Below are 21,666 nucleotides of genomic sequence, written 5' to 3'. Positions count from 1 at the left end.
CCGTTCAGCCGTTCTTGCGGAACCAGTTGTGCAGGTAATCCACAAAGATGCGCACCTTGGCGGGGAGGTAGCGGCGATGCGGATAGACGGCATAGATGCCGCGATCCGTCGGAAGGTAATCGTTGAACAGCGTCAGCAACTGTCCGCTTTCGATCGCCTTGCGGCCGATGAAATCCGGGACAATGGCAACGCCGAGATCGGCGAGTGCTGCACGCAGCGTCGCATGCGGGCTATTGACCTCGAGCGTGCCGTTGATGGCGACGTTGAAGGTCGTGCTGTCGGCATCGACGAAGCGAATAGTGCCCTGCGAGCGGGTGTTGGTGTCGATGATGAAGGGAATGCGCGTAAGGTCAGTCGGATGTTCCAGCGTCGGATAGCGCTGAAGAAATGCCTCGGTTGCGCAGAGATGGACGCGGAAATCGGAAATCTTGCGGGCGATCATGCCGGAGTCTTCAAGCTTGGTGATGCGCACGGCGACATCGAAGCCTTCCTCGATCAGATCGACGAAACGGTCGTCGGCGGCGATCTCCAGTGCGAGATCGGGATTCTCCTTGGCGAAGTCGATCAGCGATTGCCCGACATCGGCATCGACGAAGGTGCGCGGCACGGAAACGCGCAGCCGACCTTTGAGCTGCTGATTGTTCTCACGCACGAGATCGGCGAGATTGTCGATCTCCTTCAGGATGTCCGAGGCGGTGCGATAATAGGTATGGCCGGCCTCCGTCATGGAGAACTGACGTGTGGTGCGGTTCAAGAGCAGCGCGCCCAGCTCGTCTTCCAGTTCGCGGACATATTTGGACAGCAGTGCCTTGGAGCGGCCGGTCTTGCGCGCAGCCGCCGAAAATCCCTCGGCTTCGACCACGTCGATAAAGGCGCGAATCCGGGTCAAAGTGTCCATGCTGAAGCCTCCCGCTAACTGTTTCCGGATGTTGAACAAAATGCTTTGATTTGTTCAATTATTTTTTTCGGGCATGGCTGAAAAATTTTCTTGATTATTACGGCGAATATTCCTATTTCCCGATCAGCCCAAAGTCGCACGTGCCCGTGGGTGTCCGCCGATCCTCGATGTGGTGAGAAAATCGGTAAGGTACCTGGAACTAACCCCTCCAGTCGCTATTTCGGCCAACCGAAAAATGCGAGGACATCTGAAGCAACGACGGTGCGGGCCTTTTTGTTCTCTCCCGGCTTTCCATCAGCCGGGGATACTGAAGAGGCACACCTTCATTGCCGGAAGTGCGGTTGGGATATTCCCTCCAATCCATGGCAGACAAAGCGAATTAGCGCCGCTTGCGGCACTCGTTCATCATCCGCGCTTCGCGCATTTGCATGGTACCGGGGTCTCCACCGGCTGGTTCCTGAGCAAATGAGCGTCGCCCTTTGTCCTCTGGGTTTTCCCCGGAGCCTTTGGAATTGAAAGGGAATTGACATGACCACGCAACGTATTCGCGATTTCCTCGCTACCCGACGTCCGGACGGTCCTTGCCTGGTGGTCGATCTCGATGTTGTCCGCGACAATTTTCACGCCTTCCGCCATGCCATGCCGGACAGCGCCATCTACTACGCCGTCAAGGCCAATCCAGCTCCGGAAGTGCTGCGTCTGCTCGCAAGCCTCGGCTCCAACTTCGATTGCGCGTCCGTCGCTGAAATCGAAATGGCGCTCGATGCCGGTGCGACCGCGGCCCGCATTTCTTTTGGCAACACCATCAAGAAGGAGCGCGATGTCGCCCGTGCGCATGCGCTCGGTATCAACCTCTTTGCCGTCGACAGCCATGAGGAAGTCGAGAAGATTTCCCGTGCCGCGCCGGGCGCCCGCGTGTTCTGCCGCGTGCTGACGGATGGTGAAGGCGCCGAATGGCCGCTGTCGCGCAAGTTCGGCTGCGTTCCGCAGATGGCCGTCGACGTTCTCGTCTACGCACATCAGCTGGGTCTGGAATCCTACGGCGTGTCTTTCCACGTCGGCTCGCAGATGACCAAGGTTGATGCCTGGGACGATGCTCTTGCCGATGCCAAGCGCGTTTTCGTCTCGCTCGCCAAGCAGGGCATTCACCTGCAGATGGTCAATATGGGCGGTGGTTTCCCGACCAAGTACCTGCGCGACGTTCCGTCGGCGGAGGCCTATGGCAAGGCGATCTTTGCGTCTCTGCGCGCCCATTTCGGCAACCAGATCCCGCACACGATCATCGAGCCGGGCCGCGGCATGGTCGGCAATGCCGGCGTGATTAAGGCTGAAGTCGTCCTGATTTCCAAGAAGTCGGACAACGATGCTGCTCGCTGGGTTTCCTCGACATCGGCAAGTTCGGCGGTCTGGCTGAAACTATGGACGAAGCGATCCGCTATCCGATCCGTACGACGCGTGACGGCGACGAGATGGAGCCATGCGTCATTGCCGGCCCGACCTGCGATTCGGCCGACGTGCTTTACGAGAAGAACCTCTATCCGCTGCCGGTGTCGCTCACCATCGGCGACGAGGTCCTGATCGAAGGCACCGGCGCCTACACCACAACCTACTCGGCTGTGGCGTTCAACGGTTTCGATCCGCTGAAGGCCTATATCATCTAAGGTCTGACAAAGCCGCCCCCGTAGCCAGCCGGGGCGGCACACTCACAATTCCCTTTAGCACCGCTGATAACGGTATTGGGCACGGGAGGCCGAGATGGCCGCTGTTCTTGATTCTGTCCGCGCATTCTTTGCGCCGTCCACTTTCACCCTCGACCTGGAAAATGCAGGCGATGTCGTTGCGCGCGAAAACCTTCTGGATCGCGCCATGGGTCCCGACCGCCGCAAGAAGTCGTCCGAGAAGCTCCGCCAGGGCCGCGTGCCGGCTGAGGGCCTGGCACTGGTCGCGCGTGATCGCGCTGGCCATGTTATCGGCACGGTTCGCCTCTGGAACGTCGAAGCCGGCGTCGATCGCGAAACCCGTCCGGTCGATGCGCTGCTGCTCGGTCCGCTGGCGATCGATCCCGCCTATGAAGGCAAGGGCATCGGCTCGGCGCTGATGCGCGCAGCCATCATGGAAGCCAAGAAGCGCGGTCACGGCGCGATCCTGCTCGTCGGCGATGCGCCGTATTATGAGCGCTTTGGTTTCTTTGCCGCAAAGACCCGCCATCTTGTCATGCCAGGTCCATTCCAGCGCGAGCGCTTCCTGGCTCTCGAGCTCAAGGAAGGCTGGCTCGATAGCGCCGCCGGCATGATCGTCGCCAGCGGCCGCAAGCTCGCGCAGCCGCCGATATCAAAGGCTGCGTAAAGCGCCCGAACATCCCGAAGTATATAAGGCTTCCGCCCGTCCGGACGGAGGCCTTTTTATTTGGCTGCCTTCACGTTGTCCTTCGCCGGGTCGTATCCATCCGTCAGCGTTTTCAGGAAAGCGACGACGTCGGCGATCTCGGCATTAGTCAGGGCAGGGGCATCGCCGAGCTTGCGGTTCATCGGCGCGTCGATGACGTCGATATTGGGCTGGTACTGTGCCGGCAGGTCATCATATTTCAGCACCTTGCCGCTCGCATCCCTGGGATAGATTTCCTCCGGATTGGTGTCGCGCTTGACGTAGAAGCGGGTGACATCCTCCAGTGTGCGGTAGACGCCATTGTGGAAGAAGACGTGGCGGGTAGCGACATTGCGCAGCGTCGGCGTCTTGAAGAGCCCGCAATTCTGCTGCTGTGCGGAGTAGGTATCGTTGCGCAGCGGGCCGCAAATGCCGGTGTCATAGTAATGCGCATCGGCATTGGCCGGAATGGCTGGGTTGCGAGGCACGCCCAAAGCCTCGAATTCGAAATCGGTGAAATTCGGCATCTGCCCGTCGCCGGTCATCTTGTCGAGATGGCAGGAGGCGCAATTGCCCTTATTCGCGTCGTCGAACAACTTCAGACCCCGCGCTTCCTCATCCGTCAGCACCGCCTTGCCGCGCAGATAGTAATCGTACTTGCTGGTATAGGGATGGAAGGAGTTTTCCTCGATCTGGTAGCGGGCGAGCGCAAAGCCGATCTCGGAGATCGTCATGTCCCGATCGTTGAGGATATTGTCGCCGAAGAGCGCCGAAATCTCCTTGCCGTAACCCTCTTTCAGCTTGGCATAGACGGTGGCCGCATCGGCATTCGCCATTTCGAAGGGCGAGATCATCGGCTGCAGGGCCTGTTCCTCCAGCGAATCGACGCGCCCATCCCAGAACATGCCACCCTGCGGCACGAGGTTTGTCGCAGCTGCATCGGCCTTGACGACCGCCTGGGCAGTCAGCGGGCCGGTGACGGCGGCGGGGGCATTGGCGAGAGCCACGCCCGATGCTTCCGTCATGGGCGAGGCTTCCGCGGCCTCGTCGGCAGCGCTCTCTTCTCCGATCGAGAAAGAAGGCGTCGACATCTTATAGGCGAGGCTGGGCACCGCACGGATGCCCGGCTGATCGAGATGCGGGCCACCGAGCTGGACGGCGAGGCCATTGGCCGGTGCATAGTGATTGGCCGGATCGTGGCAAGTCGCGCAGGACATCTGGCCGCCGCCCGAGAGCGACGGATCGAAAAACAGCTTCTTGCCGAGTTGCGCAACCGCGCTCAGCGGTGCTTGGTCATCATAGCCGTCAGTCGCTGTGACGTTTATGGCCGACTCGCTTGCCATGCCCACAGCCGCACCCGCGAGCGAGAGGCCCGCGAGTGGGAGGAGCGGCAGGAGACGGCGATAGGTCAAGGACATTTCCGTCTCCCTTATGGTTTTACGATGCCGGATTGCCGGTCTTCGGATCGAGGATCAGTTTCGGCGCATCACCCTTGGACCAGTCGAACATGGTGTTCAGCGAGCCCGAGAGCACATCGAAGGAGCCGCCGCCAAGGCGGGCGCCGGCCATCCAGTTGTCCTCGATGAAGCGCATAACGGAGGTCTGATCGGTCAGCGTGTGGTCGACGAAGTTGACCTTGGCATAAGGCGAAATCACGAGCAGCGGCTGGCGTGTGCCGTAGCCGCAGCGTCCCTGCGCCGGCTGGCCGTTGACGCCGGGCAGGGCAGTGCCGGTGGAACAGCTGTCGCCGCTCAGCACGTCGTAGCCTTTGACGGGGATTTTCGATGGATTGACGACCGCATGGGCATGGTCATACCAGCCATCGGAATCGTCGTAGAGGATAATGATGGCGGTGTCCTTCCAATCCGGCGAATCTTGCACGGTGTTGACCACTTGCGTCACGAATTCCTGTTCGTCGAGAGGGTCGGAATAGCCGGCATGGCCGTCCTGATAGGCAGGTGCCTTCAGGAAGCTGATCGTGGGCATGTTGCCGTTCTTCAGCGCCGCATAGAAGTCGGTCATGTCATACTGGTGATTGGCCGCATCGGTCGTCCCGATCGCCGCTACCGAAGAGGGGCGCGCATGCGTCGGGTTGGCGGTAGAGGCATAGTACTGGAATGGCTGGTGATGCGGAATGTAGTCGGTGTAATTGACCTTGGTGATGGTCGACGTGGTCGCGCGCTTGCAACCTGTCGTGCCGTCCGGGTTGGTCGCCGTCAGATCGAAACCGCCCTCGAAGAAGCCCCAGGTGATCTTGTGCTCGTTCAGCATGTCGCCGATGTTCTTGCCATACATCAGTGCCGTCTGGCCGACCGAGCAGACGTCGCCGGTCGGATCGAAGTCGCTGATCGCAGTCCAGCCGCCATTGCCGTCAGGTACGATGCGGCCCTTCGAATAGGTGCCGTCGCTTTCCAGCGTATAGCCGGGCGGCAGGATGGCGCCGTTGGTCTGGCCGGAGATGAGGTTCAGCGCGCCGGGGGTCGAGGGGCCGAAATTGGTGGAGTAGGAATTGTCGCTCAGCGCATAGTGCTGGGCATAATTCCAAAGGGCCGTGACGGTGTTGCCGTCGTAATAGCCCATGACCTGCCCCTTGGTGCCGAAGGCGCCGGCTGCACCCTTGGTGCCGCGGCCGGTGTTGGCCGGGAAAAGGTCCATGGCGAAGTTGTTGTAGGCGGCCTGTTCGGCGGTATAGCCATGGTTCTGTGACTGGGTTGCCGCCTGCGTACGATCGAGCCGGAAGGGGGCAGCCGCATCGGCGCCGTTTGCCGTGTTGGTCTTGTTCGGATTGTTGTCGAGAAGACCGGCATTGGCGAGCGTGTTGATATCTGTCGGCGTGTTGTCGGCCGCCTTGAACGCCGGTTCGCCGTCGACATTCGCTGCCTTGGGGTAGGTCGCGAAATAATGGTCGAAGGAGACGTTTTCCTGGAAGATCACGACAAGATGCTTGATGGGAGTCGCAGTATTCGGTGCTGGGCTCAAGTCAGCGGCACCGGCGGTGGAACAGAGCAGAACAAGGCCAAGCGCGCTGCCGGCTATAAGGGCGGCGCGACGTGAAAGACTGGTCATCGTCATATCCTCTTCGAGTGGGGGCATTGCTCCGGCGCATTTGCGTCACGCCGGGCATAGAGAACCCTTTCGAGCTATCAATGGAGTATGACAGTTCCATGAAGGGTGCGGAGAGGGGATATCGCTCTCGCTGCCTTGTTTCCGGCAATCTATTGATTCTGCTGTGTCGGGCAGAAAGAAGGGGGAAGATGTCCGGCCGTCGTGTCTACGATGCTACCTTATGCCACGGGTAGGGGTCACCACGCGCTCACGGTTCGAGACGGCCCGATAAGCCTCAAGGCGGCCACCGTCTCTCAATGATCTAGATATTCTGGTCCATCGTTTCGGCCGGAATCTCGTCGGCACGATGGATGCGCACGACCACGGCCGGGACGCCGGCGACAGTGCAATGCGGCGGCACGGGTTTGACCACGACGCTGCCCGCGGCAACCTTGCTGAAGGCGCCGACTTCGATGTTGCCGAGGATCTTCGCGCCGGCGCCGATCATGACGCCGTGGCGGATCTTCGGGTGACGGTCGCCGCTTTCCTTGCCGGTGCCCCCAAGCGTGACGTTCTGCAGGATGGAGACCTCATCCTCGATGACGGCGGTTTCGCCGATGACGATGCCCGAGCCGTGGTCGAGCATGATCGAGGTGCCGATCTTCGCGGCCGGGTGAATATCCGGGCCGAAGACGAGCGAGGCGAGATTGGAGAGCCAGCTTGCGATTTCCTTGCGGCCCTCCGTCCAGAGCGCATGGGCGATGCGGTGTGTCTGCAGGGCATGGAAGCCCTTAAGGTTCAGAAGCGCATGCAGATAGGTCGTGCAGGCCGGGTCGCGGGTTCGCACTGCGAGAAGATCCGCTTCGGTCGCCTGCAGGATGGCAGGATATCGCACCAGCACGTCGGAAAGCAGCGAAAGCATGTCGCCATGCTCGATCCTGACAACGCAGAGCCGTGCCGCCAGTACGTTGGCAAGGCTTTCAGCATCGGAGTTCCCGCCAAGCAATTGCGCTCGCAGCAGAGGAGCGAGCGTCGGCTCGCGCGCAGCAAGCTCGGCTGCTTCGCAGCGGATCACATCCCAGACGTTTTCGGCTGGGGCAGGTATATTGCCGGCAACTGCCGTTCGTGGCTGGGGCATGATCCTGTCTCTCTGCATCTCATTGTTTTCACGCAATACCGGACGGAAAACCGCTGCGCAGTTTTCCTGGAATCGCTTTAACCGGAAATGTCCACGACGCCGCAGTCGCCGGCTTCGGAGGCAAAGGCGAGCAACTTGCCGGACTTGCTCCAACTCATCGATGTGATCGCACCCTTGCCGGGCCGGCGCAGAAGCGCTTCCTTGGCGTCGCCGATGCGGACCGCGAGGATCATGCCGTCGATGAAGCCGATGGCGAGAATATCCTCGACGGGATGGAATTTCACCGAGGTCGCCATGATGTTGGCGCGTGTGCCGAGCTCCAGCGGCGCCTTGCCCATCGGGCCATCCTTGCCCTGGAAGGGCCAGACGATAGCGGCTGGCGCGCCGGAGGAGGCAAGCCATTTGCCCTTGTTGGACCAGGAGAGCGACTTCACCTTGGCGGGATAGCCGGTCATGCGCATATGGCGGGCTTCGGCACCCGGCTTCGCATCCATCTTCCAGCCGTGCAGGGCATTTTCCTGCATGGTCGTGACGATGAACTGGCCATCCGGCGAGAAGGTGACGCTGGTGTGGGCACCCTTCCATTCGAGATTGACCGGCGGCGCGCTCATGCCCACCCAATGAAGGGATACGCCGTTATAGCGGGCGACGGCGATACGCAGGCCCTTGGGAGCGAAGGCGATGCCTTCGACGGTGCGTTCTTCCGGGAACTCTTTCGTCGTCCCGTCGGAGAGCCGTACGAAGGTGCTCTTGCCATAGGAATAGGCGACGGCGCCTTGCGGGCCGGCTGCCAGCTGGCTGATCCATTTGCGCGGCGCTTCGGCCAGTACCGTCGTGTTGCCATCGGAGGCGATCCGCAGGACCTTGCCGTCCTCGCCGCCGGAAATCAGGCTCTCGCTATAGGGATCGCGGATGCAGGTCAGCATCCCATGATGAGCTTCGGTGATCTTCTCCCCGCCTTCCAGGCGATGGACTGCGCCGGCAGCGCTGGCGAAGAAGGGGGTATCACCTAAAAATTCGACGGCCAGAACGTGGCCGTCGATATCAAGCGGAGCAACAGTCGGCATCAGGCGGACGCCTCGCACGCCTTGAAGCTGGCTTCCAGTTTTTCTCGGTCGAGCTCGCGGCCGATGAACACCAGGCGGCTTTCATGCTTCTCGCCGTCTTTCCAGGCGCGCTGATGATCGCCTTCGATGATCATGTGCACGCCCTGGACGACGTAGCGTTCCGGATCGTCCTTGAAGGCGATGATGCCCTTGAGGCGGAGGATATTCGGGCCTTGCGTCTGTGTGACCTTCTGGATCCAGGGGAAGAAGCGCTCGGCATTCATCTCGCCGCCGCGCAGCGAAACCGACTGAACGGTGACGTCGTGGATCGGCGAAGGCGCGTGGTGGTGATGATGGTCGTGATCGTGATCGTGGTGATGATGATCGTGGTCATGATCATGATGGTGGTGGTGATCATGATCGCAATCCGGGCCGCAGACATGATCCTCATGGCCGTGCTCGAGGAAATGCGGGTCGTTCTCGAGCGCGCGTTCCAGGTTGAAGGCGCCCTGGTTCAGGACGCGGGCAAGATCGACGCCGGAGCGGGTCGTCTTGTAGACGCGGGCGGCCGGGTTGATCGCGTGGACGATGTCCTCGATCTGGGCCAGCTCTTCCGGCGTTACGAGATCCGACTTGTTGATGACGACGACGTCGGCAAAGGCGATCTGGTCTTCGGCTTCGCGGCTGTCCTTCAGTCGCAGCGGCAGATGCTTGGCATCGACGAGCGCGACGACGGCATCAAGCTCGGTCTTGGCGCGGACATCGTCATCCATGAAGAAGGTCTGGGCGACGGGAACCGGATCGGCAAGGCCTGTCGTTTCGACGATGATGCCGTCAAAGCGGTCGGGACGGCGCATCAGGCCTTCGACGACGCGGATCAGGTCGCCGCGAACGGTGCAGCAGACGCAGCCATTGTTCATTTCGTAGATTTCTTCGTCCGACTCGACGATCAGGTCGTTGTCGATGCCGATCTCACCGAATTCGTTGACGATGACGGCGTATTTCTTGCCGTGATTTTCCGAAAGGATGCGGTTCAGCAGCGTCGTCTTGCCGGCGCCGAGATAGCCGGTGAGAACGGTGACGGGAACGGGCTTTTGCGTGGCTGTTTCGGTCATGGGAGCCTCGAAATATGGAAGGTTGCCCCGGGGAGCAGATATTGGTCGGGTTCCATATAAGGAGTTGGAGACGTCAGTTCAAAGGCTTTTGTATGTTATAAGATCACATTGGATTGCGGAGAGGCGATTTGACCGCATAGTCACGACAGCGTCGACACATCGAAGCGGTCGACATCTTCAAGCAGTTCGACGAGACCTTTGACAGCGTGCGAGATCAGCCGTTCACCCTTCTCCGCCGTTGCGACGCCGGCATTGCCGGCGACGCCTCGTGCGCTCAGATCGGACATTTTCCAGCCGAAAGCGTGAGGGCCGTAGGCGCGCAGATGTTTGAAGCCCTTGATAAACTCGGATTGGCGCGATGGGAAATTCGCCGTCTTCAACATGTCCACCTTCTCCGGATGGAGGGCGAGCATGACCGATGTCTCGATATCGCCGCCGTGAATGTCGATGGCCTTGTCGTCCGGCGAGATCAGCCCATCCGGCACGCCGAAACGCGTCCAGCTGGTGGCGACCGCCAGCATGTCGAAGCGCACGCGCGCTTCCGTCGCCACGAGGGTCATCAGCGGCGAGTTGCCGCCATGGGCGTTCAGCATGACGAATTTACGAATGCCGAGATTGTTCATCTTCTCGGCAATGCCGAGCCACCGCCGAACAGCTTCGTCAAAAGCCAACGTCCGCGTACCGACGACATCCATATGCTCGATGGAATAGCCAACCGGCTCGACGGCGAGAAAGGTGACCGGCAGGTTTGCGGGCAAGGCAACCTTGAGACGCGACACGATTCCTCCCGCGATGAGCGCGTCGGTTTCGAACGGCAAATGTGGGCCGTGTTGCTCATAGGCGCCAAGTGGCAGTACGGCGATCCATTTTCTTCGCTCTTCGGGCGTCAATGTTTCATCATTGTCATCGAAACATGGCAAAGGATGCGCCATCTGAGGATGTACCTCTTGTTTATGTCAGTAACCTGCGCAATGTCATAGCGTGATGACTTAGCGGCGAAAAGGTCAACGGAATCACGATGGGCAAAAAGAACAAGGTCGGGAAGAAAAGTAAGTCAGGTAAGAAGAAGGATCACCGGGACTACACGCTTGCCGATCTGTCGCCGGCCTTGACGCAGGCGGCGCGGTCCATGCGCACGGTGATAACGCGCAGCCTGACGGCGAGCGGCCTCTATGCCGGACAGGACGGTGTCATTCTTGCGCTCGCGGCAAGCGATGGTCTTCCGGCCGGTACGCTGGCCCAGAAGCTCGGCGTCAAGGCGCCGACGATGACGCGCACGATTGGCCGCATGGAGGCGCAAGGCTTTGTCGAACGGCGGCCGGATGCCGACGATGCCCGCCTGACCAAGGTCTATCTGACGGAAGCAGGGCGAAACAGCGTCAGCGAGATCGAAAGTTCGGCGGCAAGCTGTGATGAGCTTGCGACACGCGGCTTCTCGGAAAAAGACATCCGCTCGCTTGTGCGCCTGCTTAAGACGATCGAGCATAATCTCCAGGCCGGCGACGATGGCGAGGATGAAGACGAATTCTGAGAATCCTCGAGAATTCGTGTTGCGCGGCGTGATTAAAGCTTTTAATTAAAGATTTTAAATTCCGGAATCGTAAAACGAACGGGATATGTTACGGCTGCGTTTCACGGGGAGGGCGCGCGTGGCGCAAAAGATAAAGCTTTCTACAATTGCGGAAACGCTGGGCATTTCAACGGCAACGGTATCTCTGGCCTTACGCGACAGCCCATTGGTTGCGGTCAATACCCGCGAGAAGATCAAGGATCAGGCCCGCGCGCTGGGCTATATCTACAATCGCCGCGCGGCGAGCCTGAGGACATCCCGATCGGGCATCATCGGTGTCGTTGTTCATGACATCATGAACCCCTTCTACGGGGAAATCCTGAAGGCGATCGAAAGCGAGCTCGATCGCAGCCGCCACACCTTCATCCTTTCCAATCACTATGATTCCGTCGAAAAGCAGCGGACCTTCATCGAGACACTGCTGCAGCTCGGTGGCGACGGCGTCATCATGTCGCCGGCAATCGGGACGCCGCCGGAAGATTTCGAGCTGGCGGAAGAAAACGGCATGCCGGCCATCCTCGTCGCGCGACAGATCGAGGCGCTGGATCTGCCGACCTTTCGCGGTGACGACAGCTACGGGATCTCCCTTGCGACCAATCACCTGATCAGCCTTGGCCACCGCTCCATAGCGATGATCGGCGGCACCGATCAGACTTCGACGGGGCGCGACCGCTATCAGGGCTATGTGAATGCGCTGCGCAAGGCGGCCATCGAGGTCGATCCCAATCTGCGTATTCCCGGCGCACGTTCCAAGCAGGGCGGCTTCGAGGCGGCGGTGCATTTCCTGTCGCTGCCGCAGAAGCCGACGGCGGCCGTCTGCTGGAATGACCTGGTCGCCATCGGTCTCATGAACGGCATTTCGCGCGCTGGCCTCGTTCCCGGGCGAGACATTTCGGTCACCGGCTACGACGATCTGGAGGAGGCGGCGATCGCAACGCCGGCGCTGACCACGGTCTGGAACGGTCAGGCCGAGGTCGGAAGGCTTGCAGCGCGCGCGCTTTTGGATAGGCTGGCGGGAAGCCATGAACCGGACGGGATTCATCTGATCAAGCCGGAAATGCGCATCCGCCAATCGACGGCGCCTTATAAAGCTCGCTAGCAGCGGTTCGGCGCCGAACTGTCTCTCAAGAGGAAAGAATCCATGTCCGATAGTCGCATCGCCGTCCTCGTTCCGGGGAAGATACACCCGCGTGTCCTCGAAAGGCTCGGAAACCAGTTCGATATCGTTTCCGTCGAACGCGATGGCGGTCCGAAGGTTGATGCGGAAACCGCGGCCCGCATACGCGGCGTTGCCGTTGCAGGCAGCTTCGATGCCGGCTGGATCGATGCCTTTCCGAATGTCGAAGTCATCGCCAATTTCGGCGTCGGCTATGATGGCGTAGACGTCAAGCACGCCGCCTCGAAGGGGATCGTCGTTACCAATACGCCTGACGTCCTGAACGACGAGGTCGCCGATACCGCGATCGCCTTGCTCCTGAACACGCTGCGGCAGTTTCCGAAGGCGGAGACCTGGCTGCGCGAGGGGCGCTGGACGAGGGAAGGGGCGTTTCCGCTGTCGCCTTTTTCCATGAAAGGACGCCGCATCGGCATCAACGGTCTTGGCCGCATCGGCCTGGAAATCGCGAGAAGGCTGGAGCCGTTCAAGGTGAAGATCGGCTATCACACCCGCACGCCGCGCGATTCGCTGCCCTATGACTACTATCCAACGCTGCTGGAGATGGCGCAGTCGGTGGACACGCTGATTTCGATCGTGCCGAAGACGCCGGAGACGCACAAGGTCATCAATGCGGACATCCTCTCGGCGCTTGGGCCGCAGGGCGTGTTCATCAATGTCGGCCGCGGCTGGTCCGTCGATGACGACGCGCTGATAACGGCCCTCGGCAATGGAACACTTGGTGCTGCCGGTCTCGACGTCTTCTACGACGAACCGAATGTCCCAGCCGGATATCTCTCGCTGACCAATGTTTCGCTGCTGCCGCATGTGGCCTCGGCCTCGGTGCCGACGCGCGATGCCATGGCCGATCTTGTTGCTGACAACGTCATCGAATGGTTCGCTAGGGGTGAGCCTGTGACGCCGGTGCCGGAAACGCCGGTCAAACCGCGCGGCTGATCAGACGGCTTTTTGCTGATACGGAGCGGCCGCAGGTCGCTCCTTGCTCGCAGCATAGTCGCGCACCGCATCGCCGAAGGCGGTGAAGAGCTTCAATGATGAGGAATCCGTCTCGGCCCAATATTCCGGGTGCCATTGTACGCCGACGGCAAAGGCCTTGGCGCCAATGACGGAGACAGCCTCGATCGTGCCGTCCTCAGCCAGCGCTTCCACCTGCAGTCTAGGCGCCGTATCGGCAATCGCCTGGCGATGCAGCGAATTGACACGCACTTCACCCGACCCAACGACGCGGGCGATGCAGGAGCCTTCCTTGACGAAAACGCTCTGGCGGATCGAATACATGGTATCGCGATCGACGTTCGGCGGCCTGCGGTGATCCCAGATGCCCGGCTGTTCCTGGATTTCGCTTGCCAGCGTGCCGCCAAGCGCGACGTTCAGCTCCTGAATGCCGCGGCAGATGGCGAGCATCGGAATGGCGCGGTCGATCGCGCGGCGGATGAGCGGCAGCGATGTCGCATCGCGCGCCGGGTCGAAAGGGCCATCGCTGTCCGTTGCTTCTTTTCCATAGAGAGACGGATGCACATTGGTCGCCGAACCGGAAACGAGCAGCCCGTCCACCCGGTCGAGAATGGCGTCCGCCTCGTTGCCGTCCTCCAGCGCGGGAACGATCAGCGCCATCAATCCCGCAGCCTTCACGGCAGCGCGTACATATTGCAGCTGCACCGCATGCCAGCTGGTGCCATCGAACTCGCGGATATCGGCGGGAATGGCGATGATCGGTCTGGGCATGCTAGGCTCCGAAGGCTGCAGACATTTGTTCGTTGGACCTCTGGACGATCATGATGTCAATCCAAAGGCATGTTATCCATGTCACGAATCTACGCGAAGTCGGCGCAGGCAGCAACGTGCAGCGGCGTCCATAAGGCTTTGTTTCCCCTCGTCATGCGGATGTACAGGAATCGCCATAATGCGGTGTAAGAGAGCTAACTTGAAAGACTGGGTGCGGCGTGGTTAGTTCCATCGCTTGCGCCGTGACGGGGAGCGTGCCGCTCCTCAGCAATGCCGTCCGTATGGGAGAATTCGATGGATCGCCGTTCCTTCATCAGGCGGGCAGGAGCCGTTGGCGCAGGTGCCGCCGCTTCTGCGCTTGCGACCCCGGCCCTTGCCCAGGAATATCCGAAGATCACCTGGAAGATGACCTCCTCCTTCCCCAAGAGCCTGGACACGATCTATGGCGGCGCGGAGGATATTGCCGCGCATGTTTCAGACGCGACCAACGGCAATTTCCTCATCCAGACCTATGAGGCCGGGGAGATCATTCCCGGCGCACAGGCGGCCGATGCGGTCAGCGCCGGCGCCGTCGATGCCGCGCACACTTGCTCCTATTATTTCTGGCAAAAGGATCCGACCTATGCCATCGGCACCGCGCTGCCCTTCGGCCTCAATGCCCGGCTGACCAACGCCTGGTTCTACCAGGGCAACGGCAACAAGCTGATGAACGAATTCTATGCCACACAGGGCATCTTGGGGCTTCCTGCAGGCAACACCGGCGCGCAGATGGGCGGCTGGTTTCGCAAGGAAATCAATACGCTCGACGATCTCAAGGGTCTGAAAATGCGCATTGCCGGTCTGGCCGGCAAGGTGATCGAGAAGATCGGCGTCGTGCCGCAGCAGGATATCGCGGTCAACGGTGTCTACGACGCGCTGAACAAGGGCACCGTCGATGCAGCCGAATGGGTCGGACCCTATGACGACCTGAAGCTCGGGCTGCAAAAGATCGCGAAGTATTATTATTATCCTGGCTGGTGGGAGGGCGGCGCCGTGGTGCATGCCTTTTTCAACCTGGAAAAATGGAATGCCCTGCCGAAGCCTTACCAGACAATTCTCGGCGATGCATGCGCCTTCGCCAACACCAACATGCTGGCGAAATACGACGTCAAAAATCCGCAGGCGCTGAAGGAAATCGTGACACAAGGCGTGACGCTCAGGCCCTTCAGCCAGGAGATCATGGAAGCCTGTTTCCAGGCAGCCGGCGCGCTCTATGCCGATCTCTCGAAATCCAACGATTATTTCAAGCGTATTTATGAGGACCAGGTCGTCTATAAGAAGGATGCCTATCTGTGGATGCAGCTTTCCGAGTATACCTTCGATACCTTCATGATGATCCAACAGCGGGCAGGCAAGTTGTAATTGTATTTCATAATTCTTCGGCGATATACCGTTCCTTTATTAGTGATCTAACATCATATCAACGTGAACGTGTACCGAGAATCATTATGCCAGCGCGATGCTGGGCACAGTCGAGCTTCCATTTAAACTGCCGCTTTGAGGGGAAAATCTTTCCGGACGGGCCCAGTTCGGGCAAGTAAATTTTAAAGGGTTTCCACTACGGTGTCCGCCGCATCAGGGGAAGTCTGAATGAAGCCTCCAAGCCCGGACACCGTGCCGACGGATATTTATCTGTCGTTTGTCAGTTCGCTTTTCGGAAACCGGAAAACGCTCGTTACAGGCGTATTCGTTCATATCCTCATATATGTCCTCGTTTTTCTGAGCACATATGCCGGCATCTATCTGGCCTTTTGCGTGGCGTTTGCCGTCGTCTTCGGCTTACGGATTAATTTTTTCCGGCAATTCGACGCAGCCGACAAGAATGGCTTTACGCGCGCCGATATAGCCAGCTGGGAAACACGTTATGTCGTAGGCGCCGCGGCCACCGCCGCCATTCTTGGCATCGGAAGCGGCTATGCCATCCTCATCCTGCGCGATCCACTGGCGGAATTCATCTGCGTCGCCGTCACCATGGCGTCCATGGTGTCGATCGTCGGCCGTAACTACGGCTCACCTCGTGCGGTCGATCTTCAGATTCTGGCCTGCTGCGTGCCGATCGTCATCGCCTGCCTGCTGTCGCAGGAACTCTACAAGGGAGTCGCCTCCCTCATGCTCATCCCGTTCGGGCTGACGACGCGTGCGATGGCAAAGGGCATGCGCGAATTCCTCTACAGGAACATTGTCGCCTCCCGCGAGATATCGTTGATGGCCGACAGGTTCGACACCGCGCTCAACAACATGCCCCACGGGCTGTTCATGCTGGACGCCCAGAACAGGATTCTGATCGTCAATCGCAAAGCCTGCGAGCTCCTCAATTTTGCCGATCCGCAGCGGCTCAAAGACTGCGAATTCGACGTCGTTCTACGTTATGGCGCCCGTCACGCCTTCATCGACGGATCGCTTCCCGGGCTCATTCAGCGGCAGTTGGCCCAACTCGTCAGCGGCACGCTTTCCCGAACCCTCATTCAATTCAATGAGGATCAGTTTCTGGAATTTTCGGCCAGCCGGCGTGCCGATGGGATCGTCATCCTGATCTTTGAAGACGTGACGGTGCGTATTCGCGCTGAACGCAAGATCCTGCATATGGTGCGGTACGACCCTTTGACCGGGCTACCGAACCGTGAATATTTCGTGGACCAGGTCAAGGAAAAGCTGGCTGCGCGCAATCGGGAAAGCCGCATCGGCATCCTTGTTCTGGATATCGACGATTTCAAGCATGTCAACGATACCAAGGGGCATGTTGCCGGGGACCGTCTGCTGGTTGCCGTAGCCGAGCGTTTGAAGGCGCTTGCCGGCACGACAGCGCTTGTCGCTCGTCTCGTCGGCGATCAATTCGTGCTGTTCTTTCCGAATGAGGACGATGTTCCGGATATCGATGGCCGCGTCCGCGCCCTGCATGCGGCAATGGCCGGCACCTATGATGCGGAGGACAGCAGCTTTCGGGTTTCCGTCAGTGGCGGGTATATGACCATGCCCGGCCGGGAATTTCGCCCAGAGGAGTGGCAGATCAAGGTCGATCTCGCGCTCTTCGAGGCAAAATCACGGATGAAGGGCGGCTGCAGTGCCTTCGAGCAGGAGATGGACGCACGCTATGTCGAGCGGCAGACGCTGAAGGACGACCTGCGCGAGGCGGTGGAGGCCGGCAGGCTTCAAGCCGTCTACCAACCGATGTACACGCCGGATGGCTCCCGCATCGAATGCTGCGAGGCGCTCGCGCGCTGGATTCACCCGGAAAAGGGCTCGATTCCGCCCGATCTTTTCGTACAGCTTGCCGAGGAGATGAGCATTGTTGCCGGCATCACGCGCTTCATGGTCGACCAGGCCTGCAAAGATTGTGCTTCATGGCCGGCGCCACTCGCCGTTTCAGTCAATCTCTCGGCGCAGGATCTGCGCAATGACGAGATTGTCAAAATCGTGATCGCGGCGCTCGAGACGTCGGGACTTGAGCCCTCCCGCCTTCATCTCGAAGTTACCGAAAGCTGCCTGATGGACGAGGTAATAACCGTACGCTCCATTCTCGCGGATTTCCGGGCTAGGGGCATCACGATTGCGATCGACGATTTCGGAACGGGATTTTCCAGCCTCAGTTACCTCGATACGCTGCCGGTGGATGTCGTGAAGATCGACCGGTCTTTCGTTCGCGACATCACGACGGACAGCCGACGTTTCAAGCTGCTATGCGGCATCGTCGATCTCTCCCGCGCCCTCAGCCTGCATGTCGTGATCGAAGGTGTCGAGACGCTGGAGCAGCTGGCGTTGGTCGTCGAGCGAAACCTGGCGGATATCATCCAGGGCTATGTATTTTCCCCTCCGATAGCCCCAGAGCAAGTCGCCGAGAAGGTCGCCAGCCTCGACAGACGGCAGCTGGGAACCGGCAGGCTCTTCTCGCCCGAGGTCGTCCGATAGCCGGCGGCGGCGCTGTGGTCCGCAGGCATTTGGAATCCTCCGGCAATTCGATCGGCCTGCGCCATCTGCGACCTTCTCGTGCATTGCATTTTTCCTCGCTTTGTGTAACGCCTCGGTAGAGGAAAATTGGTTGCGACATCTCTCTTACAAGATATTGCAACTTTTGAGGATGAACCCCGGCTGGCAGTCTAGATCATCTGTCGGGGAGAGGATTGAGGGGAGATTTCTGAATGGCCGAACATCACACTGGACCTGCTGAAGTGGGTGCTCCCATGGACTACAAGGAGCATGAGAAGACCTACAATCTTTTCATCTCGGGCGCCAAGGTCGGGTCTGCGATCGTTGCCGCATTGTTGATCGCCATGGCGGCCGGTTTCTTTGGCCATGCCGGCTTTCTCGGCGGCGTCCTCATATTCATCGTTCTGACCATCGCCAGCGTCGTCCTGTTGCGCTGATATAACAGCGCTGACAGATGGCGGGCCGATCTCCCGCGCTTTCCCGTGATTCTGCAGGCTACAGCGCCGCCGCATCCAGGAGCGGCGCCGTCTGATGCGAGGTGTCGTCATTGAGCAATCTGGTTTTCGTGGCCAAGGAAAGCGTGGCGGAGGAGACGCGTGTTGCGGCGTCCGTTGAAACGGTAAAGAAGATGCGGAGCCTCGGTTTCGATGTCGTGATCGAAGCCGGCGCGGGTGGGTTTTCGCGCATCCCGGATGCCGAATATGAAGCCGTCGGTGCGCGGATCGGCTCCATCAAGGATGCGAAGGCCGCCGATGTTGTGCTCAAGGTCAGACGGCCGACGAGCAAGGAGATTTCCGGTTACAAGAACGGCGCCATCGTCATCGCCATCATGGATCCTTATGGCAATGAGGCAGCGCTTGCCGAGATGGCGCGTCGCGAGCTGACGAGTTTCGCCATGGAGTTGATGCCGCGCATCACCCGTGCACAGTCGATGGACGTTCTCTCTTCGCAGGCAAACCTCGCCGGCTATCAGGCCGTGATCGAGGCTGCTGCCGTCTATGATCGGGCGCTGCCGATGATGATGACGGCGGCGGGGACGGTGCCGGCGGCGAAAGTGTTCGTCATGGGGGCAGGGGTTGCCGGCCTGCAGGCGATCGCGACCGCGCGGCGTCTCGGCGCACAGGTCTCGGCGACCGACGTTCGTCCGGCTGCGAAGGAACAGGTCGCCTCGCTCGGAGCAAAATTCATTGCCGTCGAGGACGAGGAATTCAAGGCGGCGGAGACCGCCGGCGGCTATGCCAAGGAAATGTCGAAGGAGTATCAAGCCAAGCAGGCAGCTCTCGTCGCCGATCATATCGCCAAACAGGACATCATCATTACCACTGCGCTCATCCCCGGACGGCCGGCGCCGCGCCTTATCAGCCGCGACATGCTGAAGGCGATGCGTCCCGGCGCCGTGGCCGTCGACCTCGCGGTCGAACGCGGCGGCAATATCGAAGGCGCTGAGTATGGCAAGGTCGCCGAGGTCGAAGGCGTCCGCGTGGTCGGCTATCCCAACATGGCCGGCCGGATCGCGGCCAGCGCATCGGCTCTCTATGCGAAGAACCTCGTGACCTTTCTGGAGACGATGGTCGACAAGGATACGAAGAGCCTCGCCGTCAACCGGACCGATGAGCTGATCAAGGCGACGATGCTGACCGATGGCGGCGAGGTCGTGAACCCGAACTTCGTCGATCCCGACCAGCCGACGATCAAGAAGGGAGATCTCTGAGATGGCCAGTCAAGCGATGGATCAGGCACTGCAGCGATTGCATGATGCCGTTAACGCCGTCACGACCGCCGCAGCGCAGGCCCCGGAGACTGTGAGCGCGGCAACAGGCGGGGCAATCGATCCCTTCGTCTTCCAGTTCGCGATTTTCGTGCTGGCGATCTTCGTCGGCTACTATGTCGTATGGTCGGTGACGCCGGCCCTGCATACGCCGCTGATGGCGGTCACGAACGCCATCTCCTCGGTCATCGTCGTCGGTGCGCTGCTGGCTGTAGGCATATCGGCGAGCGGCCTTGCCACGGGCTTCGGTTTTGTGGCGCTGGTTCTCGTCTCGGTCAATATCGTCGGCGGCTTCCTTGTCACCCAGCGCATGCTGGCGATGTACAAGAAGAAGGACAAGTGAGGGCGGCATGCTGAGCAATATCGCGGCTTTCCTCTATCTCGTCTCCGGTGTGCTCTTCATCCTGGCGCTGCGCGGCCTGTCGCATCCGGCCACCAGCCGGCGCGGCAATCTCTACGGTATGATCGGCATGGGCATCGCCATTGCCACCACGCTTGTGCTGGCGACGCCATCCTTCGGCGGCTTCGTGCTGATCATCCTTGGCCTTGCCATCGGCGGCGGTGCGGGCGCCTATATAGCGCGCGTCATTCCGATGACCTCGATGCCGCAGCTCGTGGCAGGTTTCCATTCGCTGGTCGGTCTTGCGGCTGTCCTCGTCGCTGCTTCGGCGCTCTATACGCCATCCTCCTTCGGCATCGGCGAGATCGGGTACATTCACACCGAGGCTCGCATCGAGATGGCGATCGGCGTAGCGATCGGCGCGCTGACCTTCACCGGCTCGATCATCGCCTTCCTGAAACTCGACGGGCGCATGTCCGGCAAGCCGATCCTGCTGCCGAACCGGCATGTCATCAATGCTGCTCTGCTCGTACTCATCGTGTTCTTCATCATCAGCCTGGCGGCGAGCGAGAGCCATTTCGCTTTTTGGGCTGTCGTGCTGCTGTCGCTGGCGCTGGGCATACTTCTGATCGTGCCGATCGGCGGCGCCGATATGCCCGTCGTCGTGTCGATGCTGAATTCCTATTCCGGCTGGGCGGCGGCCGGTATCGGCTTCACGCTCGGTAATCTCGCGCTCATCATCACCGGCGCGCTTGTGGGATCCTCGGGTGCGATCCTGTCCTACATCATGTGCAAGGGCATGAACCGCTCTTTCATCTCCGTCATTCTCGGTGGTTTCGGCGGCGAGACGGCCTCGGGCGGAGCTGATAATTCCGACAAGACCGTGAAGCTCGGCTCGGCCGAGGATGCCGCATATCTGATGGCGAATGCCTCCAAGGTCATCATCGTGCCCGGTTACGGCATGGCGGTGGCGCAGGCCCAGCATGCGCTGCGCGAAATGGCTGATAGGCTGAAGGCACATGGCGTCGAGGTCAAATATGCCATTCATCCCGTTGCCGGCCGCATGCCGGGCCATATGAACGTGCTGCTCGCCGAAGCCAACGTGCCCTATGATGAAGTCTTCGAGCTTGAGGACATCAATTCGGAATTCGCCCAGGCCGATGTCGCCTATGTCATCGGCGCCAACGACGTCACCAATCCGGCGGCGCGAGACGACAAGACCTCGCCGATCTACGGCATGCCGATCCTCGACGTCGACAAGGCGAAGACCTGCCTCTTCGTCAAGCGTTCGCTGGGCTCCGGCTATGCCGGCATCGACAACACGCTGTTCTATAAGGATGGCACGATGATGCTTCTGGGCGACGCCAAGAAGGTGACCGAGGACATCGTCAAGGCAATGAACGAGTAGGCTGCCGCTGCACCCGCAAGGGCGGTGTTTCCGCTCTTAGAGCGGTTCAGCTTTTCACGGAATCTCTGTGCGGCTCTATCTCTTTGTTGTCTCGCAATTCCGGACGGAAAAC

General features: G+C 60.1%; 18 protein-coding genes and 1 pseudogene. 11 read left to right on the top strand and 8 right to left on the bottom strand.

The annotated features are described in order from the left end of the window. Positions 1–4: 4 nt before the first annotated feature. Positions 5–898, bottom strand: coding sequence for a LysR family transcriptional regulator (locus ACK83U_RS12815; protein WP_112602869.1), 894 nt, complete (start codon positions 896–898; stop codon positions 5–7). A 528-nt stretch (positions 899–1,426) separates the two neighbouring features. Here ACK83U_RS12815 and odc2 point away from each other — a divergent pair. Next, a pseudogene (gene odc2, locus ACK83U_RS12810) lies at positions 1,427–2,559 on the top strand (ornithine/lysine decarboxylase). 94 nt (positions 2,560–2,653) lie between these two features. Continuing rightward, positions 2,654–3,244 carry a GNAT family N-acetyltransferase gene (locus ACK83U_RS12805; protein WP_112602865.1) on the top strand — a complete coding sequence of 197 codons (591 nt, stop codon included), beginning with the start codon at positions 2,654–2,656 and terminating at the stop codon, positions 3,242–3,244. Positions 3,245–3,300: 56 nt separating this feature from the next. On the opposite strand, the gene ACK83U_RS12800 is transcribed toward ACK83U_RS12805, so the two are convergent. The 6 genes from ACK83U_RS12800 to ACK83U_RS12775 form a co-directional block, all read right to left on the bottom strand. After that, positions 3,301–4,680 carry a cytochrome c peroxidase gene (locus tag ACK83U_RS12800; protein ID WP_112602863.1) on the bottom strand — a complete coding sequence of 460 codons (1,380 nt, stop codon included), beginning with the start codon at positions 4,678–4,680 and terminating at the stop codon, positions 3,301–3,303. Positions 4,681–4,699: 19 nt separating this feature from the next. Next, positions 4,700–6,328, bottom strand: coding sequence for an alkaline phosphatase family protein (locus ACK83U_RS12795; RefSeq protein ID WP_112603043.1), 1,629 nt, complete (start codon positions 6,326–6,328; stop codon positions 4,700–4,702). A 301-nt stretch (positions 6,329–6,629) separates the two neighbouring features. Further along, entirely contained in the window at positions 6,630–7,445 is an 816-nt protein-coding gene (cysE, locus tag ACK83U_RS12790) for a serine O-acetyltransferase (RefSeq protein ID WP_112603041.1), read from the bottom strand. Positions 7,446–7,522: 77 nt separating this feature from the next. Continuing rightward, on the bottom strand, positions 7,523–8,512 hold the full coding sequence (locus ACK83U_RS12785; protein WP_112602861.1) for a WD40 repeat domain-containing protein: 990 nt from the start codon (positions 8,510–8,512) through the stop codon (positions 7,523–7,525). Next, positions 8,512–9,606, bottom strand: a complete 1,095-nt coding sequence (locus tag ACK83U_RS12780; RefSeq protein WP_112602859.1) for a CobW family GTP-binding protein — start codon at positions 9,604–9,606, stop codon at positions 8,512–8,514. The genes ACK83U_RS12785 and ACK83U_RS12780 overlap by 1 nt, the downstream gene beginning before the upstream one ends. A gap of 140 nt (positions 9,607–9,746) precedes the next feature. Beyond that, positions 9,747–10,538: a creatininase family protein gene (locus ACK83U_RS12775; protein WP_112602857.1), complete on the bottom strand. Its 792-nt coding sequence runs from the start codon at positions 10,536–10,538 to the stop codon at positions 9,747–9,749. Between the two features lie 86 nt (positions 10,539–10,624). Here ACK83U_RS12775 and ACK83U_RS12770 point away from each other — a divergent pair, with 86 nt between their 5' ends. From ACK83U_RS12770 to ACK83U_RS12760, 3 genes are all read left to right on the top strand, one after another. Beyond that, positions 10,625–11,137, top strand: a complete 513-nt coding sequence (locus ACK83U_RS12770) for a MarR family winged helix-turn-helix transcriptional regulator (RefSeq protein WP_112400693.1) — start codon at positions 10,625–10,627, stop codon at positions 11,135–11,137. 118 nt (positions 11,138–11,255) lie between these two features. After that, the gene (locus ACK83U_RS12765; protein WP_112335169.1) at positions 11,256–12,275 is read left to right on the top strand and encodes a LacI family DNA-binding transcriptional regulator; all 1,020 of its coding nucleotides are present in this window, start codon (positions 11,256–11,258) and stop codon (positions 12,273–12,275) included. Positions 12,276–12,317: 42 nt separating this feature from the next. After that, positions 12,318–13,286, top strand: coding sequence for a 2-hydroxyacid dehydrogenase (locus tag ACK83U_RS12760; protein WP_112602856.1), 969 nt, complete (start codon positions 12,318–12,320; stop codon positions 13,284–13,286). Here ACK83U_RS12760 and ACK83U_RS12755 read toward each other — a convergent pair whose 3' ends face one another. After that, a complete protein-coding gene (locus tag ACK83U_RS12755) occupies positions 13,287–14,075 on the bottom strand; it encodes a gamma-glutamyl-gamma-aminobutyrate hydrolase family protein (RefSeq protein ID WP_112602854.1) in 789 nt (262 codons plus the stop codon). Positions 14,076–14,369: 294 nt separating this feature from the next. On the opposite strand from ACK83U_RS12755, the gene ACK83U_RS12750 reads away from it, so the two are divergent. The 6 genes from ACK83U_RS12750 to ACK83U_RS12725 all read left to right on the top strand — a co-directional run bounded on the left by ACK83U_RS12750 (position 14,370) and on the right by ACK83U_RS12725 (position 21,554). After that, positions 14,370–15,476, top strand: coding sequence for a TRAP transporter substrate-binding protein (locus ACK83U_RS12750; protein ID WP_112602852.1), 1,107 nt, complete (start codon positions 14,370–14,372; stop codon positions 15,474–15,476). Positions 15,477–15,704: 228 nt separating this feature from the next. Continuing rightward, a complete protein-coding gene (locus ACK83U_RS12745) occupies positions 15,705–18,020 on the top strand; it encodes an EAL domain-containing protein (protein ID WP_112602850.1) in 2,316 nt (771 codons plus the stop codon). A 230-nt stretch (positions 18,021–18,250) separates the two neighbouring features. Continuing rightward, positions 18,251–18,475 carry an aa3-type cytochrome c oxidase subunit IV gene (locus ACK83U_RS12740; RefSeq protein WP_041677669.1) on the top strand — a complete coding sequence of 75 codons (225 nt, stop codon included), beginning with the start codon at positions 18,251–18,253 and terminating at the stop codon, positions 18,473–18,475. Positions 18,476–18,585: 110 nt separating this feature from the next. After that, positions 18,586–19,749, top strand: coding sequence for a Re/Si-specific NAD(P)(+) transhydrogenase subunit alpha (locus ACK83U_RS12735; RefSeq protein WP_112602848.1), 1,164 nt, complete (start codon positions 18,586–18,588; stop codon positions 19,747–19,749). 1 nt (position 19,750) lies between these two features. Continuing rightward, positions 19,751–20,149, top strand: a complete 399-nt coding sequence (locus ACK83U_RS12730; protein ID WP_112602846.1) for a proton-translocating transhydrogenase family protein — start codon at positions 19,751–19,753, stop codon at positions 20,147–20,149. Positions 20,150–20,159: 10 nt separating this feature from the next. Further along, positions 20,160–21,554: an NAD(P)(+) transhydrogenase (Re/Si-specific) subunit beta gene (locus ACK83U_RS12725; protein WP_112603039.1), complete on the top strand. Its 1,395-nt coding sequence runs from the start codon at positions 20,160–20,162 to the stop codon at positions 21,552–21,554. Positions 21,555–21,666 lie beyond the last annotated feature (112 nt).

Source organism: Rhizobium sp. WW22 (assembly GCF_047041135.1).
Lineage (GTDB): Bacteria > Pseudomonadota > Alphaproteobacteria > Rhizobiales > Rhizobiaceae > Rhizobium.
The sequence above is the reverse complement of the archived record's forward strand: the minus strand, read 5'-3'. Positions and strand labels throughout refer to the sequence as shown.